We start from the raw sequence: 17,082 nt of genomic DNA, 5'->3' as shown, positions 1-17,082 counted from the left end.
ATCCCATGACTCTTCTTGGTACAACCAGCACTGTGGCCATTTCGCTTTATGCACTGCTCTCGACTGCTTATAAGAGCATGCAGGGGATTTATGCTCTGCCGACAAACGACTCATCGGCGTTGGAGGATCTCGTCGGCTCCGATCAACTGCCCAGCGTGGATGTCATCGTCCCCTGCTTCAACGAGGATCCGCGCACGCTTTCAGAGTGCCTGGCTTCCATTGCAGACCAAGAATACGCCGGAAGACTTCGGGTCTATGTGGTTGATGACGGTTCTGGAAATCGCGAAGCCGTAGGAACTGTCCACGAAACCTACGCGCGCGACCCTAGGTTCGACATCATTTTGCTTCCCGAGAATGTTGGAAAGCGCAAGGCGCAGATCGCCGCGATACGCCGCTCATCCGGGGATTTGGTGCTTAACGTTGATTCAGACACGATACTCGCGTCCGACGTCATCACCAAGCTTGTACCGAAGATGCGAGATCCAGCGGTCGGCGCAGTCATGGGTCAGTTGATTGCCAGTAACCGGAGCGAGAGCTGGCTGACAAGGCTGATAGACATGGAGTACTGGCTGGCTTGCAACGAGGAGCGCGCGGCACAGGCTCGCTTCGGTGCCGTTATGTGCTGTTGCGGCCCATGTGCCATGTACCGCCGGTCTGCGCTCCTTTTGTTACTGGACCAGTACGAGTCGCAATTTTTTCGGGGCAAGCCAAGCGACTTCGGGGAGGATCGCCATCTCACTATCCTCATGCTGAAAGCAGGCTTTCGAACCGAGTACGTTCCGGGCGCCATCGCGGCCACAGTCGTTCCGAACAGACTCGGACCGTATCTGCGCCAACAACTCCGTTGGGCACGAAGCACATTCCGGGACACGCTGCTTGGGCTGCGCTTGCTGCCCGGCCTCAATAGCTATCTCACGTTGGACGTGGTCGGACAGAATCTCGGGCCGCTACTCCTCGCCCTATCGGTACTAACGGGCCTCGCACATTTCGCACTGACAGGCACTGTGCCTTGGTGGACAGGACTGATGATTGTGTCCATGACCATGGTCCGATGCAGCGTGGTAGCAGTTCGTGCTCGACAGTTTCGATTTCTCGGCTTTTCCCTGCACACGTTCATCAACATCTTTCTCTTACTTCCCTTGAAGGCCTACGCGCTGTGTACATTGAGCAATAGCGATTGGCTGTCGCGAAGCTCTGCTGTCGCTACATCGAACACTGGGGGAAAACAGGCCCCCACCCAAACTCCGATCACTGGATCAAGCAGGGCAGAATTCTCACCGCATGCGGCTCCGCTTCGCAGGCTCAATCTTGCGCGGATTCTTCGGGATTAGCGCTGTCGAGCAACATCTGCGGCGACGAGTGATCGCTAATTACCTAGGTGGACGAGAGGTGGACGAGTTTGACCCAGAACATGAATCATCAGTTGCTCGATCGGGAGTTGGCCGCAGACGATCCGTGGCGCCTCGACGGCAATCCGTTCGAGCGGGAGCGCCACACGCAAATGCTCCAGCTGGCGCTTGCCCAAGGCTCCATTACAAATGCCCTCGAAGTCGGGTGCGCTGCCGGCGCATTCACGGAAAAACTAGCTCCCTACTGCCAAGGGCTCACCGTCATCGATGTCGTGGCGCAAGCGATTGCTCGAGCACGTCAACGGATAAAGGAGCCGTCGCGCATCAACTGGATAGTCTCCGATGTTCAACAGTTTTCGACCGACGAGTTGTTTGACCTGATCGTTGTGGCGGAGGTCCTATACTACCTCGAAGACATAGCCGAGATGCGCGCGGCCGTCAAAAACCTGGTGCGGGTGCTTGCGCCAGGCGGGCATCTGATCTTCGGATCGGCAAGGGATGCTAATTGCCGTCGCTGGGGTCACGCCGCTGGTGCTGAGCCGGTCATCGCCATGCTGAACGAAACGTTGATCGAGGTAGAGCGTCTTGAGTGTCGGGGCGAGTCGGTCAACGAAGACTGCTTGCTCGTCCGTTTCCGGAACCCGCTTTCCACTTCCTGATGAATCGAATCTATCGCCGTTAACGTGGAGACACTATGCGCATCTGTGGTACCAAGCTGACCCATGATGGGGCGATCGCCCATGTCGAGGATGGACGGCTCGTCTTCTGCGTTGAGCAGGAAAAGCGGCACAACAATCCGCGTTATCAAACCATCGATAATCTCGACGCAATTGTCGCCGCTTTGGCGGAACAGGGGCTAAATCCTTGTGATGTCGATCAGTTCGTTATCGACGGCTGGGATGGCGAAGACGAGTCACAGTTTCAGGTCCGGCAGGCAACCAAGCAACCGCCAGTCTTGGCGTCCCTCTCGGTAAAATGAACCCATGTCCATGGTAGCGATCGATCTTACTGACGTAAGCAAAACTTATGACAAGCTCGTTGTCGACAGACTGTCGTTCCGCGTTGCGGCGGGGGAATGCTTCGGGCTCTTGGGACCGAACGGTGCGGGCAAAAGCACGATTGCGCGTATGGTCCTCGGCATGACATCGCCTGATGCGGGGAAGATTACTGTGCTCGGCGCTCCAGTGCCGGCGCGCGCGCGTTTGGCACGTATGCGCATCGGCGTGGTCCCGCAGTTCGACAATCTTGATACCGCGTTCACTGTACGCGAGAACCTGTTGGTGTTCGGGCGCTACTTCCGGATGAGCAGACGCCAGATCGAAGCGGTCATACCATCGCTGCTGGAGTTCGCCCGCCTCGAGAACAAAGCGGATGCGCGCGTCGCCGAACTGTCCGGCGGCATGAAGCGGCGCCTGACGCTCGCGCGTGCGCTGGTCAATGACCCGCACTTGCTGGTGATGGACGAGCCGACCACCGGCCTCGATCCGCAGGCCCGCCACCTGATCTGGGAACGGCTGCGATCGCTGCTGGCGCGGGGCAAGACTATTCTTTTGACTACCCATTTCATGGAAGAGGCCGAGCGGCTGTGCGATCGGCTGTGCGTTATGGAGGAGGGGCGCAAGATCGCCGAAGGCCGCCCGTCCGCACTCATTGACGAGCAGATCGGCTGTGACGTGGTCGAGGTCTACGGCGGCAATCCGCATGAACTGGGTGCGCTGATCCGGCCGTACGCACAGCGCATCGAGGTGAGCGGTGAGACGCTTTTTTGCTATGCACCCGATCCGGAGCAGGTGCTGGTGCAGCTACGCGGGCGCGCGGGTCTGCGTCTTCTGCAGCGTCCCCCCAATCTCGAGGATGTGTTCTTGCGGCTAACCGGGCGCGAGATGGAGGACTGAACAATGGGCGAACGTTATGCGGCGGCCATGCCCGCCAATGCGTGGAATTGGGTCGCGGTTTGGCGCCGCAACTATCTTGGATGGAAGAAAATCGGGCTTGCATCGGTTCTCGGCAACCTCGCCGATCCGATGATCTATCTGTTCGGTCTCGGCTTTGGCATCGGAACAATGATAGGTCCTATTGAGGGCACTTCGTACATTGCGTTTCTCGCGGCTGGCATGGTTGCCACAAGCGCGATGGCATCGGCGACTGCTGAAACGGTTTACGGGAGTTTCGGCCGCATGGACAACCAGCGCACCTGGGAAGGAATGCTATGCACTCAGCTGACGCTCGGCGATATCTTACTCGGCGAATTGGCGTGGGCAGCCACCAAGGCCCTGATGGCGGGCACAGCAATCACTATCGTTGCCACCACGCTCGGCTACACATCGTGGCCATCCATCCTCTGCTTGCTGCCAGTCATCGCTCTCAGTGGCCTCGCCTTCGCGAGTCTAGCGATGGTCGTCACGGCGCTTGCGCCCAGTTATGAATATTTCATATTTTATAATACGCTTGTTATAACACCCATGCTGTTCCTTTGCGGCGCGATGTTTCCGGTCAACCAATTGCCCGGCGCTTTTCAGGACGTCGCCTCCTTGTTGCCGCTCGCACATGCAATTGACCTCATTCGTCCGGCGATGCTTGGCCGTCCGGCCGGCAGCATGGGCCTGCATATCGGCGCGCTTTGCATATACACGGTTTTGCCGTTCTTCCTATCGGTTGCTCTATTTCGTCGTCGGCTGATGCGTTGACGCTACTCACCATTCGTAAAATTGATTCTTTGGGCGATACCCATCCACGCGTCGGATAGGTCAATACATGCGTTTTAAGGGACTCGATCTAAATCTCCTGGTTGTGCTGGACGCTTTGATCAGGGAGCGTAAAGTCACCGCCGCGGCCCGCAGTATTAACCTGAGTCAGCCGGCCATGAGCGCCGCCGTCGGTCGGTTACGCGCCTATTTCAGCGATGAGCTATTTACGATGAACGGCCGCGAACTCATTTTGACACCGCGCGCGGAGGGGCTCGCCACAGCAGTCCGGGAGGCATTGCTGCACATCCAGCTGTCGATTATTTCCTGGGACGCCTTTAACCCGGCCCGATCGGATCGTCGGTTCCGCATCATCCTTTCCGATTACCTCACGCTCGTATTTTTTAAGAAGATCGTAAAGCGTGCTGCGCGGGAAGCTCCCGCCGTCCGCTTCGAATGTCTGCTTATTTCCGACGACCCCGAGGAGCTTCTCCGGCGCGGCGACGTTGATTTTCTGATTATGCCGGAAGTGTTCATGTCGAAACATCCTCGCGCAGCCCTGTTCGAAGATATGCTCGTATGCGTAGGCTGCGGCACGAACAAGCAGCTGTCAGAGCCACTTACATTCGACCGATACTTGTCGATGGGGCAGGTTGTGCTTAAATTCGGGGACACCCGGCAGCCCTCCATCGAGGAATGGTATTTGCTCGAGAACGGTTTCGAGAGACGTATCGAGGTCGTCGTACAGGGCTTTAGCATGATCCCGCCCCTTCTATCAGGCACCAACCGCATCGGGACAATGCCCTTACGGCTGGCGCAGCATTTCGCAAAATTAACACCCCTGCGGATTGTCGAACTTCCGCCGCCACTTCCTGCCGCATTCACGGAGGCCGTCCAATGGCCTGCGCTTCACAATAATGATCCGGCAAGCCTATGGATGCGGGAAATGATGTTGCAGGAGGCATCTCGTATGATTACCCCGCCTAAGAGCACCGGACGTCTCAGTTGTCGGTCGAATTGAGAAACTGACCCCCTCGGTTATGAGAGGAGGAATGGATGGCGATTGGGATTGGGCGATTCCTGCATTGTCGAGAACGATGCAGGGAGAGCAGATCCTTCAGCATGAAGAGGTGGCAGCGATGCTGCGGCTGCATGAGCTTGGCTGGGGAATGAACCGACGGGCGAAAGAATTCGGGTGCGCGCGCAACACGGTGCCTCGGTATCTAAGCGAGAGCGGGACTGTTCCGTTTCGCAAGCCTGTGCGGCCGACCGCGTTTGACGGACTGGACCATTGGCTGCGGGAGCGCTTCTTCCCCCATGGCTCGGGCTGGATGACGATCTCGACCCGCTCCAGATGCGCCGGGAACGCCTTGCGCGGTCGCGCAGCACGTCGCGGCTCGCCTGTCGGTCTTGCGGCCTCGAGCTCGGACTCAATCGCGCCGAGCCCGGTCTGGATTTCGTCGAAGGCGAAGGCCTGCTGGTCACGTTCGAGCTTCTCGGAGCTGCGACCGAAGCGGCGCGCTCCAGCTGCTTGACGATCCCATGAAGGTCGGCGATCCGCTCCTGGGCAGGCTCGTTGAGTGTCGCCATCCGGACGATCTCGGCCTTGAGTGTTTCGCTCCGGAGTTGTTGCAGTTTGGCCTTCTCCGCCGCCATGGCGACGAACATCGCCTTGAGCGTATCGATTTCGTGGGGACGGGCCGAAGCGCTTCTCGTCATGACGCCGACAGAAGCTTATTGTGCACGGCCTGAAGCCCGCCTTTTGCGCCTGAGTCACTTCGCCACCGCCTTCCGCCGGACGCCGTCGCCGTTCGGCTCGAACGCGTGTCCAGTCCATGCCTTCGACGAGCGCCATCAGTTTCGGCGCGGCAAGCCGATCACGCCGTTCTCCGCCAGCGGAACTTGTCCTCGTCCAGCGCTCAAGGTGCGGGTATGCCGGCGTCGAGCAAATAGAGAGACGTTTGGGGCCCAACCAGGACGGCCCCGTTACGAAGTGTTGTCCTGGTCCGGTTTGAGTGTCGAATCTTCAGATCGATTGCTTGGGCGACCAGCTTCCCGGCCGCCAGCGAGCCCGCAACTGCTCAGCAGAAGGGCGAAGTGAACGTGAGTGCATCCATCTCGTAAATGTGTGTCTATCCAAGCAATCGATTTCTCTAATTATCCGATGAGGAATATGAAACGCGTCAGGCAGGGTGCATCATTAGGAGTATTTTTGATGGCAAAGATTATCGAGGGTGGCCCGGATTCCGAAACACTCCTCGGCACCGAGCTTGAAGATTGGATGGAGGGTTTCCAGGGCAATGACTGGATTGACGGTCGTGCCGGCAACGACGAGATCTCGGCTGGCCAGGGCAGTGACCGAGCCATTGGCGGCAAGGGTAACGACCGCATCTTCGGCGGAGATGGCTGGGACGATCTCTCCGGCGACAACGGCCGCTTCAACGCGCGCATCTCCGGTGAGGACAATGACAGGCTCAGCGGCGGTCCCGGCCAGGATGTCCTCTACGTGGGTGACGGCCAGGATAGGTTGACCGGGGGCACCGACAATGACACGTTCGTGTTCCAGTTCCACAATCCGGTGCCTGGGGTCGACCCGAGTGTCGGGTCGAAGCCGGACATTACCACTATCACCGATTTCAACCCGGCGGAGGACAAGTTCGCCTTCGATGCGGTGGGCCTCTACAACGACGGTTTTGGCGCGAACTTCGTCAACAACGCCAGCATACAGTCCGGCTACCCGGTGAGCAGCTTCTACAGTGGTGCGGCCTCGGGTGCGAACGGCGAACACGTCGTGGTAATCACTGGCGAATCTTTCAACTCTGCTTCTGAAGCCGCGAGTGCGATCTCCGGCGAGCACGCCGGCGACATCATTGTCTACCAAAGCAGCTACACCGACAGAGTCGCAACTCTGGCCTATGTCACCGCCGACGACAGCGCGCATGAGTTCGCCCACCTGGGCGGTGTGGTCACCGTGGCCGACCTAGGCCTGACCGCGTCGGACTTCACCTTCGTTTGATCCAGAAAACCCATACGGAACAGCGCCCCGCCCCCCTGGGCGGGCGCTTTCCGTTTCCGCTACTTGCGATGGGCCGGGGCGCCCGGGAGCAGTCGCAGCGTGTACAGCTTGACGAAGCCCTGCACGTCGCGCTGGTCGTACACCGAAATCTCCCTGAAGGCGTGGAGGCGGAAGCCTGTTCGGGCCCTTGCGGCCGGCCACGATGACGTTGCCCTTCCAAACCTTCAGCCGGACGGTGTTGTTGTTGACCCGCTCCATTAGATGCCAAACCAAACACATTCGGCGGGAGCACTGATCCTGAATCAGCGAGCGGATGCAGTCGGTTGCCGCTCGGGGAGCAATATAGGGAGCTGGGTCGCCAGATCCTCACGGAGACCTACGTGAGTAACCATTCCTTGAAGGATTCAGCTTTGAGACCTTTCCCTCTAACTTCCGCTATTTGGGGAATTCTGTTGATCAGCGGCGTGGTCAACGTGCTTGCGCTGATCTCGCCGCTGTTCATGCTTCAGGTCTACGACCGCGTTCTGGCAAGTGGCAGCGTATCGACGCTAGTGGGGCTCGTCGTGCTTGCTGCAGGGCTTTATGCGTTCCAATGCCTGCTCGACGTTTTGCGCGCCCGCGTGCTGCTGCGGATTGGCGAGCGTTTCGATGAACAGTTTTCCGGACGCGTTCACTATGCGATCGTTCGCCTTCCGCTTTTAACGCGCATGCCGGGCGACGGCTTGCAGCCGCTACGCGATCTCGACAATGTTCGCGGATTCTTAGGTGGAAACGGCCCGACAGCGTTCTTCGATCTGCCATGGATGCTGCTTTATCTTGGCATTTGCTTCCTCTTTCATTTCTGGATCGGCATGACGGCACTTATCGGAGCGATCGGTCTCACATCTCTGACACTCCTTACCAACACTCTCTCGCAAGGGCCGATACGCGATACCATTGACCACAACATGGTACGCAATGGTCTACTGGAAGCAGCGCGCCGCAATGCCGAGGTCGTGCAAGCTCTCGGTCTCGCAAAGCGGATCGCTGCCCGATGGCACAAGGCCAATGCCAAGTATCTGGCCGCCAACCGGAAAGTCGGGGACGTGGCAGGTGGGCTGGGTGGCATTTCAAAGTCGCTGCGCGTGCTGCTGCAATCGGCCATTCTTGCCGTCGGCGCGTACCTTGTCATCAGGCAGGAGACTACGGCCGGGGTCATGATTGCCAGTTCGATCACGATGGGGCGTGCGCTGGCTCCGGTCGATCTGGCCATTTCAAGCTGGAAACCCTTCCTCATGGCGCGCCAGGGTTGGGCGCGGCTGGAGGACCTCCTGGGAAAGGTTCCTGAAACCGCTCCTGTTATGCTAATGCCTGCACCTGAACGCGAACTCCGCCTCGAAGGCGTGACAATCGTTCCGCCCGGCGAAAGGAAGCCGACCGTGACCGGCCTTGCGTTTGCCGTTCAGGCGGGAAGCGCACTCGGGATCATCGGTGCATCGGGTTCGGGCAAGTCGACACTCTCGCGCGCCATCGTCGGCGCATGGGCGCCGGTCGCCGGAAAGGTTCGCATCGACAGCGCAAGCCTCGATCAATGGGACCGGGAAGCGCTAGGCCGTCATATCGGCTATTTGCCGCAAGGTGTTGAACTGTTCGACGGCACCATTGCCGAAAACATCGCTCGTTTTGAAGACGATCCTGACCCTGAGGCTATTGTCGCCGCGGCGAAGGCAGCGGGCACGCACGAACTGATCCTCCGATTTGAGCACGGCTACGAAACTCCGATTGGTGAGGCCGGATCGGCACTTTCCGCCGGGCAGCGCCAGCGTATCGGTCTTGCCCGTGCTCTTTATCGAGACCCTTTCCTTGTTGTGCTGGATGAACCCAATGCCAATCTCGATGCGGAAGGCGAGGCTGCGGTCGTTAAGGCGATCGCCTCCGTGCGCGAGCGCAAGGGGATTGCGGTTGTCGTTGCCCATCGGCCGAGCGCCATCCGCGCCGTGGATTTGGTGTTGGTGATGGAAGGTGGACGGCAGCGAGCATTCGGTGCGCGTGATGAAGCGCTTTCCAAAGTCCTTAAGGGGGCAGCGATGGCATCAGGCGCTGGGGTCAAGGCCATCGAGTCTACACAGGATAACGAGCGCGCTGACATGGAGGATCCCGGTGTCCGGCATTCATCAGAACAATGACGTTTCCAGCTCCATTCGCCGGCACCTGGTGGCGGGCCTGCTGGCGAGCGTGATCTTTGTGGGAGGAGCCGGAGCCTGGGCGGCCTTCACGAATCTCTCCGGCGCGGTTGTTGCGTCCGGACACTTTGTCGTCGATTCCTATGTGAAGACGGTGCAGCACCCGACCGGCGGGGTGGTGGGAGAAATCCTGGTGAGCGAAGGTGATAAAGTAAAAGCCGGCGACATCCTCATGCGGCTCGACGCCACCCAGACGCGCGCCACTCTCGCTGTAGTCACCAAGCGGCTCGATGAGCTGGCCGCCAACCTGGCACGACTCGAAGCTGAGCGTGACGATCTGGCGGAGATCGCCTTCCCGGACTGGCTGCTCGCCCGCAGAGATGTTCCGGACGTAGCTTCGGCAGTACATGGCGAGACGCGGCTGTTCGAATTCCGCAGACAATCCCGCGACGGAAGGCAGGCGCAGCTAGCGGAACGCATCACTCAATATGAGCACGAGATCGAGGGGCTCAAGGCGCAGGAAATCGCTTCTGAGAAAAGCACCGAGATTCTCCAAAAGGAAGTTGCTGCCCTGAGTGGGCTGCGCGACCAAGGCATTGTCTCGGACCAACGCTTGAACAGCCTGAAGACGCAGGTTGCCACTTTCGGCGGCGAACGCGGTGAGAAGATTGCACATCAGGCACAGACGGCAGCCCGCATAGCCGAAACGCGCCTGCAGATCCTGCAGATCGATCCGGATTTCAAGACGGAAGTCGGCCAGGAGCTCAGAGAGGTTCAGGCGCAGGTTGGGGAGTATGTTGAGCGCAAGGTGGCGGCTGAACAGGAACTGCGACGGATCGATATTGTCGCGCCGCAGTCAGGCGCCATTCAACAACTCGCAGTTCATACGGTCGGAGGAGTGATCACGCCCGCCGATCCGATTATGCTAATCGTGCCGGAAGGCGACGATCTTGCGCTTGAAGCACGAATCACCCCGAAGGACATCGACCAAATCCAGCTTGGTCACAAGGCCGTGCTGCGGATGTCAGCCTTCAATCTGAGGACCACGCCGGTATTGAACGGATATGTCAGCCGGATCGCAGCCGATCTGGCGACGGACGAAAAAAACGGCGTTTCGTATTACCTGGTGCGTCTGTCGGTTCCGCATGCGGAACTGACGAAGCTCAAGGACCTGACGCTCGTGCCCGGCATGCCGGCCGAAGCGATGATCCAGACGGGCGAGCGTACGGCGCTTTCTTATTTTGTGAAGCCGCTGTCGGACCAAATCAGTCGCGCATTCCATGAGGAATGAAAGTAACCACAGAAACATTTTGTTGGTATTCTTGTTGGTTGTTACGCATGCATGAGAGTCATAACCGTCTGAAAACACAGCCATACTTTCCTCAGTTGGATTGCGCCTCTGACTCAGATACGTGGTTCCGCGGTCATTTTGCCCTTGCAAGTCGCCGCCCATTCAGTTCTTGGCCTCGAGCGCATTAAGATACCCATCATCGTACACAAAGGCTGGAAAAGAGTCCGGTGTCTTGAGCGATCCTGAGGTCTGGAGACCTAGGGTGAGCCTGCAAGCACAGGGCTAGGACATGATTGAGCGTCTGCCATATTCGGACAGGTACATAGGAAGACAGGCAGGCGTCAAAAACGCGCTTTCAACGCGCTAAACCGATGCTACGCACCCCGAGCGTCTTGCCGCCCTCGCTCCCGCCGGTAGGAATCAATCGCGAGCAGGCTGCGACGTTCATCGGCGTAAGCTCAACGACCTTTGATGAAATGGTCCAGGACGGCCGGATGCCCCAGCCACGAATGCCGAGCAAGGGGCGCATTGTTTGGGACGTCGAGGAACTTGTATTGGCCTTTCGAAAGCTCCCTCACCGCCAAATCGGAGGAGCACCAAAGCTTGACGAAGATTCGCCGCCACTAGACAATCCTTGGGATCGAAAACCACGAACATGACGGATGAGCCCGTGAAAATCGATCTTAAGGGCGTAGTGAAGGACACTGATCGCCACGGCAATGATCGGTACTATTTTCGCGCACCGGGTCGGAAGAAGGTCCGGCTCCGTGAACCGACCGGCAGCGACGAGTTCCTCGAGGAACTGCGGTGCGCGCGCGCCGAGGTCACTTATGTTCGGCCCGGCACTCTTCCCGAGATTTGCCGGCGCCTCCCCAAGCCTTCCGAGCCAGCGAAGAAAGGCACGTTGCTGTGGCTTTGCCAGGAGTATTACCGTCGGGGCGGCACGGAAATCACCCAAGACACTATGGCGCGCCGACGAGCAATTCTGGAGCGCGTATGCGAATTACCTCATCCCCTCGAAGGTGACCCGGATCCTCAGTATCCCACCAAGGGATCTCTGCCATTCGCCGGTATGAAACGGTCTCATGTTAAGGAGATCAGGGACACCAGGCTCGACGCCCTTGGCGCGGCAAACAATATCGTAAAAGCCATCAGCGCGATGTTTGAGTGGGCAAAGGACACAGAGATTCCGGGCGTCGACTCCAATCCCGCCCGCGGCATCAGACGGCTAAAGAGCGGCGACGGCTGGCACCCATGGGACGTGTCGGAGATCGTTCAATATGAGAAGCGGCATCCGCTGGGTACCGCAGCCAGACGTGCGCTCTCGATCTTCATGTTTACTGGCCTGCGGTTGTCCGACGTCGCGATCTTCGGTCGACAGCACATCACGCTCGTCTACAACGAGGAGACCGAGCAGTGGGAGAACTGGATCAGAATTAAGCCTGGGAAGACCAGTCGTAACAAGGATGCGGTGTTGGTGGAGCTCCCGCTTCTGCCCGAACTAGAGGCGGAACTTGAGCACACGCCCTCCGACCAGATGACCTTCCTGGTCAATGAGTATGGTCGCCCGTTCTCGGAGAACGGTCTGGGCAACAAGATGCGCCAGTGGTGTGATCAAGCTGAGCTGCCGCACTGCAGTGCTCATGGAATTCGCAAGGCCGGCGCGACGATCGCCGCTGAGAACGGCGCGACGCACGAGCAGCTGAAGGCGATATATGGGTGGACTACGTACCAGCAGCCCGACCACTACATCAAGAAAGCGCGTCGCCGGAAGGTAGCGAGAGCGGCGAAATACCTGCTGGTTATCGATCGAAAAGAGAACAAAATTGTCCCACTTTCTGAGGGGGTTGAAAGAGGTGGGACAAAAATGGCCAAAAAATCCAATTAAATCAACGGCCACAAAAGCCAATGGTGGGCCCGGAGGGACTCGAACCCCCAACCAAGCGGTTATGAGCCGCCGGCTCTAACCATTGAGCTACAGGCCCCACGGCGTTGGATTAGTGTTTTTCCCTGAACCGCACAAGGCTTTCAGAGCGGCTTTCCGAGGGGGCTGGCCGAGACCGCCCAAATCAGCCCATATTGATAACCTATTGCACGTCCCCCATTGGAGCCGCTCGACACTCGGCAGTCTTGGGATCGCAGATCGAGGAGATTTCATGACCAGACGTATTTTGCCACTGGCGATTGCCGCCGCAATCGCATTTCCGGCGATCGCCGGCGCCGCCGATTCGCCGCCGCCGCCGCGCATCGTCGTCACCGGCGAAGGCGAGGCGGCGATAGCACCCGATCTGGCTCTGCTGACGCTCAGCGTCATGCGCGAGGCCAAGACGGCGCGTGCCGCGCTCGATGCCAATAACGACGCCATGGCCGCGGTGATCGCGGCAATGAAATCGTCCGGCATCAAGGAGCGCGACCTGCAGACCGCGGGCATCCAGATCAACCCGCGCTATAACTACACCAACAAGCCCGACGGCAGCCAGGAGGCCGAACTTGTCGCCTATCAGGTGACCAACACGCTTTCGGTGCGCATCCGCGACATCGACAAGACCGGCGACATTCTCGACAAGGCGGTGTCGCTCGGCGTCAACCAGGGCGGCGGCATCTCCTTCTCCAACGACGATCCGGCGGCAGCCGTCACTGAAGCGCGCAAGAAGGCCGTCGCCAATGCCATGGCCAAGGCCAAGACGCTGGCCGAAGCGGCCGGCGTCGGCATCGGCCGGGTTCTGGAAATCACCGACCAGAATTTCGCACCGCCGCCGATGCCAATCGACGCCAAGGCTTTCGATGCGGCCGGCGCATCGGTCCCCGTGCAGGCCGGCGAGAATTCCTATACCGCGCAGGTGACGGTGACTTTCGAACTGAAGTGATCGTCGATCGCAGCGCATGAAAAACCCCGGAGGACCGATCCTCCGGGGTTTTCGAGCCGCACCTTTCCGTCCTGGCGGAAAGAGGCTCCGCTACTTTACCGGCTGAAAGACGCCGGCCGCAAAGCTTCGACGGGCTTAGCGATAGATAATCGGACAACCGCGCTCGTTGGCGAATACGATCACCACGCGGTCGCCGTACTGGCGGCCAGCGACCTTGACCGTGCGGCGGTTGATGTCGACGATGCGGGCGCGACGCAGGCCCATACGTTCGGCCTTGTCGAGGGCACGCTCCGGCGAACAGGAGCGGCGCCAGTTGCGCTCACGGCGGTGTTCGCGATAGTAACCATCATCTTCGTCGCCGGTATAGACGCCGACGCGCGGATCTTGGTTGTTGCCGAAACCGAGATAGATACTCTCTGCATGGGCTGGGATGGCAGCAAGCGTGCCAAGGCCGACAAGAGCCGAAAGAGCCGCCGTCTTGATGGTGTTGAACATTGTCTTCTCTCCTTGTTTGAGGGTTTCCACCCGTTTTCGTCGAACCGATGGGAGGAGAATGCACCCGCCTGTCTGAATTTTTTGCGAACCGGCCGTTCATCTCCGGTTCATGCGGCAGAACCGGGATAGTCTCTCGCTTCCGGAACCGGTGCTATGGACGGCGGTCCTACATAGGGTGGACCGGCATGGGCGGATAGGCAACGTCCGTTTTGCTGTCGGTTCTGGGTCCTCGATTCCGGAGTAAATCCTAAGGCTCGTCTGCAAGCATATGGTCGAAATAATCCTCCGGCTCGGCAAGCTCCGTCTCGCTGGCGCTGACCCGGCCGCGCATCGAGATGCCGGCCTCGTGCACAGTCTCGTCGCTTCCCGACACCAGCCTGTGCCACCAATAGAGATCGCGGCCCTCGGCAACCAACCGGTAAGCGCAGGTCTTGGGCAGCCAGCTGATGGTGCGCACATTCTGCGGCGTCAGCCCGACGCAATCCGGAACACGCGCCAGCCGGTTGGTATAATCGGAGCAGCGGCAGCTTCCAGCGTCGAACAGCCGGCAGCCGACGCTGGTCCAGTAGATATCTCCGGTGTCCTCGTCTTCGAGTTTGGACAGGCAGCATTTGCCACAGCCGTCGCAGAGCGATTCCCACTCGGCCGGGGTCATCGCCTCCAGCGTCTTGGTTTTCCAGAACGGCTTTTCCATCGTCGGCATGTGGACCTCGGAGGCGTCAAGGTCAAGCGCAGCAACCCATGCACCCTCGTCCGAACAATACGCCGGGACCATACGCCAAGACCATACGAATGACATGAAGTCGCCTTCAAAACGCCGGTCAATCGCCCTGTGCCACCGCTAAGACCTACAAACAGGAACCAAACATGGTTGCTGAAAGTTTGGGCAGGGATGGGACGCCACAAGGAGTGTTTATGATGAAACGCCAACCACGGATTCTGGCAGGCACGGCGCTTGGCCTGTTGATGGCGTCCGCGCCGTTAGGCGCGTTCCCGCTGCAAGGCAGCGCCGCATTCGGCCCCGCTCGGAACAGCGCAGTGCTTATCCCGGCGCAGTCGAATTGCGCCGAAGGCGAGTCGGCCGAAGCCTGTGCCCAAGGCGGGCAGGCGGAGCCGGAACAGAAGCCCGGCAAGAGGCGCGAACGGCAGGAGCGAACCGAAGCACCCGCCGAACAATCGGGCGAGTCCGAGCAAAAGCCGCGCCGGAACAAGCGCGAGCAGCAACAGACCGAATCCGCGCCCGCCGAACAACTCGCGCCCTCGGGCGGAGAGGAGCAGGGCAATCAACGCAGGAAAAAGAGGCAGCAACAGCAGATCGAAGCCGAACAGCCGGCCGAGCAGGCTGCACCCGTGAATGACGATCAGCAGATCAAGCCGCGCAGGAAGAAGCGCGACCAGCAACAGCGGGAAGCCGCACCTGCTGAACAGCCGGCCGAGCAAGCTGCACCCGCGAGCGACGATCAGCAGCAGCTCAAGCCGCGCAGGAAGAAGCGCGACCAGCAACAGCAGGAAGCCGCACCTGCTGAACAGCCGGCCGAGCAGGCTGCGCCCGCGAACGACGTTCAGCAGCAGCTCAAGCAGCGCAGGAAGAAGCGCGACCAGCAACAGCAGGAAGCCGCACCTGCTGAACAGCCGGCCGAGCAGGTTGCCCCTGCAAACGACAACGAGCAGGGCAATCCGCGCAAGAGGAAGAATAAGCAGGACCAGCAGGCGGCGCCGGCTCTCCCACAGGCCGAGCCACTTCCAACCGACAAGCAAGCCGCTCCTGCTCAAGCCGAACAGCCCCAGGACCAGACGAAGAAACGCGGCAAGAAGCCCGTTGGGGAAGAGCCGGTGACAGGCGAACAGCAGCCCGCAACCGGTGAGCAACCCGCCACCGGCGAACAGGCAGCACCCGCCGAGGGTGGGCCCCCTGCTTCGGGCGAAGCCGCGGCCAACCCGAACGAGGCGCCCATACTGGACAGTCAGAAGGATGTCAGGCGCAGGCACGGCAAGGACCAAGGCGGCCAAAACGCGGGTCGCCAAAATGGCGGCAAAACGGGTGGTCAGGAAGGCAACCAGCCCGTCGAGGAGAACGGCAACCAGGCGGAAGTCTCGAAACCGGCTCCGGTCGACCAGGGGCCGCCCCCGACCGACGACCGGGCAGCGCAGCAGGAGATCAAACCTGAAAAGATCGCTCCCGTGACCGAGGAAAAAGGCAAGCGCGTCGAGCGCTCAGCCGATTTCGAGGATGTTCGTCGTCGGCGGCGCCCGCAAGGCACCAATGTCCTCAGGGAATTCGGCGACCGCGTCATCCTCCAGTTCAACAACCAGACGTTCGTCGAAAGCAGCGACGCCCCGCGTATGCACCGCGGCGCCAGGAATGTCTATTATGAGGACCTGTCGGGCGATCGCACCCGGGAAATCGTGGAGCGTGACAACGGTTTCCGGATCGTCACCATCCGCAACCGCTACGGCGACGTGATCCAGCGTTCACGCATCGCGCCTGACGGACGCGAATATGTGCTGAGCTATGTCGACGAGCGGAACTATGACGGTGATGCAGACTGGCGCGACCCGGGCGACGACCTGCCGCCGATGCGCCTTACCATCCCGCAAGAGGAATACATTCTGGATTCCGAAGAGGTCGAGGATCCGGACGACTACTACACCTTCCTCGAACGACCGCCGGTGGAGAAGGTCCAGCGCCTCTATTCGATCGACGAGGTCAAACGCTCGGCCCGCGTGCGCGACATTGCCCGCCGCATCGACCTCGATACGCTCAACTTCGAATTCGGTTCGGCTTCGATTTCCGACACCGAGGTCCAGAAGCTGGAGGGTGTTGCCAACGCCATGGACAAGCTGCTGAAGAAAAACCCGGCCGAGACCTTCCTGATCGAAGGCCACACGGATGCAGTCGGCAAGCCGGAAGCGAACCTTGCATTGTCCGACCGCCGCGCCGAGGCAGTCGCCGAAGCCTTGACCAATGCCTTCGGCATCCCGCCGGAGAACCTGACGACACAGGGCTATGGCGAGGAGTATCTCAAGGTAGACACGTCGGGACCCAACCGTGAGAACCGCCGCGTCGCCATCCGCCGCATCACCTCGCTGGTGGCGCCGGTGGCCAGCGCCCAATAAGCGGAATGTGAACCGCGCGATCCGATCAACCATTGAATCGCGCGGTCACCAATCTTGAAACGCGAGGTCACCAATCCCAAATTTTGGAAAGGGCGTCCCTG

The 17,082-nt window shown here is 59.8% G+C and carries 13 protein-coding genes, 1 tRNA gene and 3 pseudogenes; 13 read left to right on the top strand and 4 right to left on the bottom strand.

All coding sequences use genetic code 11. The features are described 5' to 3' along the window. Positions 1–5 precede the first annotated feature (5 nt). From nodC to NKJ93_RS23510, 7 genes and pseudogenes are all read left to right on the top strand, one after another. Complete coding sequence (gene nodC, locus NKJ93_RS23540) at positions 6–1,331, top strand: chitooligosaccharide synthase NodC (RefSeq protein ID WP_352591347.1); 1,326 nt, start codon at positions 6–8, stop codon at positions 1,329–1,331. An 80-nt stretch (positions 1,332–1,411) separates the two neighbouring features. Then, entirely contained in the window at positions 1,412–2,008 is a 597-nt protein-coding gene (nodS, locus tag NKJ93_RS23535) for a nodulation methyltransferase NodS (protein ID WP_352591521.1), read from the top strand. Positions 2,009–2,043: 35 nt separating this feature from the next. After that, a pseudogene (locus tag NKJ93_RS23530) lies at positions 2,044–2,289 on the top strand (carbamoyltransferase N-terminal domain-containing protein); the annotation flags it as partial. 43 nt (positions 2,290–2,332) lie between these two features. Next, complete coding sequence (gene nodI / locus NKJ93_RS23525; RefSeq protein WP_352450739.1) at positions 2,333–3,244, top strand: nodulation factor ABC transporter ATP-binding protein NodI; 912 nt, start codon at positions 2,333–2,335, stop codon at positions 3,242–3,244. A 3-nt stretch (positions 3,245–3,247) separates the two neighbouring features. Further along, the gene (locus NKJ93_RS23520; RefSeq protein ID WP_352457038.1) at positions 3,248–4,036 is read left to right on the top strand and encodes an ABC transporter permease; all 789 of its coding nucleotides are present in this window, start codon (positions 3,248–3,250) and stop codon (positions 4,034–4,036) included. Between the two features lie 67 nt (positions 4,037–4,103). After that, positions 4,104–5,054: a LysR family transcriptional regulator gene (locus tag NKJ93_RS23515; protein WP_352548199.1), complete on the top strand. Its 951-nt coding sequence runs from the start codon at positions 4,104–4,106 to the stop codon at positions 5,052–5,054. Positions 5,055–5,085: 31 nt separating this feature from the next. After that, positions 5,086–5,352, top strand: a pseudogene (locus NKJ93_RS23510) (hypothetical protein); the annotation flags it as partial. 77 nt (positions 5,353–5,429) lie between these two features. Here NKJ93_RS23510 and NKJ93_RS23505 read toward each other — a convergent pair. Beyond that, positions 5,430–5,870, bottom strand: a pseudogene (locus tag NKJ93_RS23505) (transposase domain-containing protein); the annotation flags it as partial. 378 nt (positions 5,871–6,248) lie between these two features. Between NKJ93_RS23505 and NKJ93_RS23500 the strand changes: the two are divergent. The 4 genes from NKJ93_RS23500 to NKJ93_RS23485 all read left to right on the top strand — a co-directional run bounded on the left by NKJ93_RS23500 (position 6,249) and on the right by NKJ93_RS23485 (position 12,390). Next, a complete protein-coding gene (locus NKJ93_RS23500; RefSeq protein ID WP_352548198.1) occupies positions 6,249–7,049 on the top strand; it encodes a M10 family metallopeptidase C-terminal domain-containing protein in 801 nt (266 codons plus the stop codon). A 395-nt stretch (positions 7,050–7,444) separates the two neighbouring features. Beyond that, positions 7,445–9,214, top strand: coding sequence for a type I secretion system permease/ATPase (locus NKJ93_RS23495; protein WP_352591518.1), 1,770 nt, complete (start codon positions 7,445–7,447; stop codon positions 9,212–9,214). Further along, a complete protein-coding gene (locus NKJ93_RS23490) occupies positions 9,189–10,502 on the top strand; it encodes an HlyD family type I secretion periplasmic adaptor subunit (protein WP_352591341.1) in 1,314 nt (437 codons plus the stop codon). The genes NKJ93_RS23495 and NKJ93_RS23490 overlap by 26 nt, the downstream gene beginning before the upstream one ends. Before the next feature lie 670 nt (positions 10,503–11,172). Beyond that, a complete protein-coding gene (locus tag NKJ93_RS23485) occupies positions 11,173–12,390 on the top strand; it encodes a tyrosine-type recombinase/integrase (protein ID WP_352548196.1) in 1,218 nt (405 codons plus the stop codon). A gap of 21 nt (positions 12,391–12,411) precedes the next feature. Here NKJ93_RS23485 and NKJ93_RS23480 read toward each other — a convergent pair. Continuing rightward, positions 12,412–12,487: transfer RNA gene (locus NKJ93_RS23480), tRNA-Ile, on the bottom strand. A 171-nt stretch (positions 12,488–12,658) separates the two neighbouring features. Between NKJ93_RS23480 and NKJ93_RS23475 the strand changes: the two genes are divergently transcribed. Beyond that, entirely contained in the window at positions 12,659–13,369 is a 711-nt protein-coding gene (locus NKJ93_RS23475) for an SIMPL domain-containing protein (protein ID WP_352591338.1), read from the top strand. Positions 13,370–13,504: 135 nt separating this feature from the next. Here NKJ93_RS23475 and NKJ93_RS23470 read toward each other — a convergent pair whose 3' ends face one another. Together NKJ93_RS23470 and NKJ93_RS23465 are read right to left on the bottom strand one after the other, a co-directional pair. Beyond that, positions 13,505–13,864 carry a hypothetical protein gene (locus tag NKJ93_RS23470; protein WP_352591335.1) on the bottom strand — a complete coding sequence of 120 codons (360 nt, stop codon included), beginning with the start codon at positions 13,862–13,864 and terminating at the stop codon, positions 13,505–13,507. A gap of 247 nt (positions 13,865–14,111) precedes the next feature. Beyond that, entirely contained in the window at positions 14,112–14,558 is a 447-nt protein-coding gene (locus NKJ93_RS23465; protein WP_023719321.1) for a YcgN family cysteine cluster protein, read from the bottom strand. A 224-nt stretch (positions 14,559–14,782) separates the two neighbouring features. Here NKJ93_RS23465 and NKJ93_RS33665 point away from each other — a divergent pair, with 224 nt between their 5' ends. After that, positions 14,783–16,981, top strand: coding sequence for an OmpA family protein (locus NKJ93_RS33665; RefSeq protein WP_502904405.1), 2,199 nt, complete (start codon positions 14,783–14,785; stop codon positions 16,979–16,981). Positions 16,982–17,082 lie beyond the last annotated feature (101 nt).

The sequence above is a fragment of the Mesorhizobium sp. M0028 genome, from assembly GCF_040323855.1.
In the GTDB taxonomy this organism is placed as follows: domain Bacteria; phylum Pseudomonadota; class Alphaproteobacteria; order Rhizobiales; family Rhizobiaceae; genus Mesorhizobium.
This window is presented reverse-complemented; position numbering and strand designations above follow the sequence as displayed.

What these genes read in the sequence shown, in the direction of transcription:
- nodI (WP_352450739.1), top strand. Translation starts at nt 2,333, where the DNA reads ATGTCCATGGTAGCGATCGATCTTACTGACGTAAGCAAAACTTATGAC.
- NKJ93_RS23465 (WP_023719321.1), bottom strand. Translation starts at nt 14,558, where the DNA reads ATGGAAAAGCCGTTCTGGAAAACCAAGACGCTGGAGGCGATGACCCCG.
- NKJ93_RS23475 (WP_352591338.1), top strand. Translation starts at nt 12,659, where the DNA reads ATGACCAGACGTATTTTGCCACTGGCGATTGCCGCCGCAATCGCATTT.
- nodC (WP_352591347.1), top strand. Translation starts at nt 6, where the DNA reads ATGACTCTTCTTGGTACAACCAGCACTGTGGCCATTTCGCTTTATGCA.
- nodS (WP_352591521.1), top strand. Translation starts at nt 1,412, where the DNA reads ATGAATCATCAGTTGCTCGATCGGGAGTTGGCCGCAGACGATCCGTGG.
- NKJ93_RS23520 (WP_352457038.1), top strand. Translation starts at nt 3,248, where the DNA reads ATGGGCGAACGTTATGCGGCGGCCATGCCCGCCAATGCGTGGAATTGG.
- NKJ93_RS33665 (WP_502904405.1), top strand. Translation starts at nt 14,783, where the DNA reads ATGAAACGCCAACCACGGATTCTGGCAGGCACGGCGCTTGGCCTGTTG.
- NKJ93_RS23500 (WP_352548198.1), top strand. Translation starts at nt 6,249, where the DNA reads ATGGCAAAGATTATCGAGGGTGGCCCGGATTCCGAAACACTCCTCGGC.
- NKJ93_RS23515 (WP_352548199.1), top strand. Translation starts at nt 4,104, where the DNA reads ATGCGTTTTAAGGGACTCGATCTAAATCTCCTGGTTGTGCTGGACGCT.
- NKJ93_RS23470 (WP_352591335.1), bottom strand. Translation starts at nt 13,864, where the DNA reads ATGTTCAACACCATCAAGACGGCGGCTCTTTCGGCTCTTGTCGGCCTT.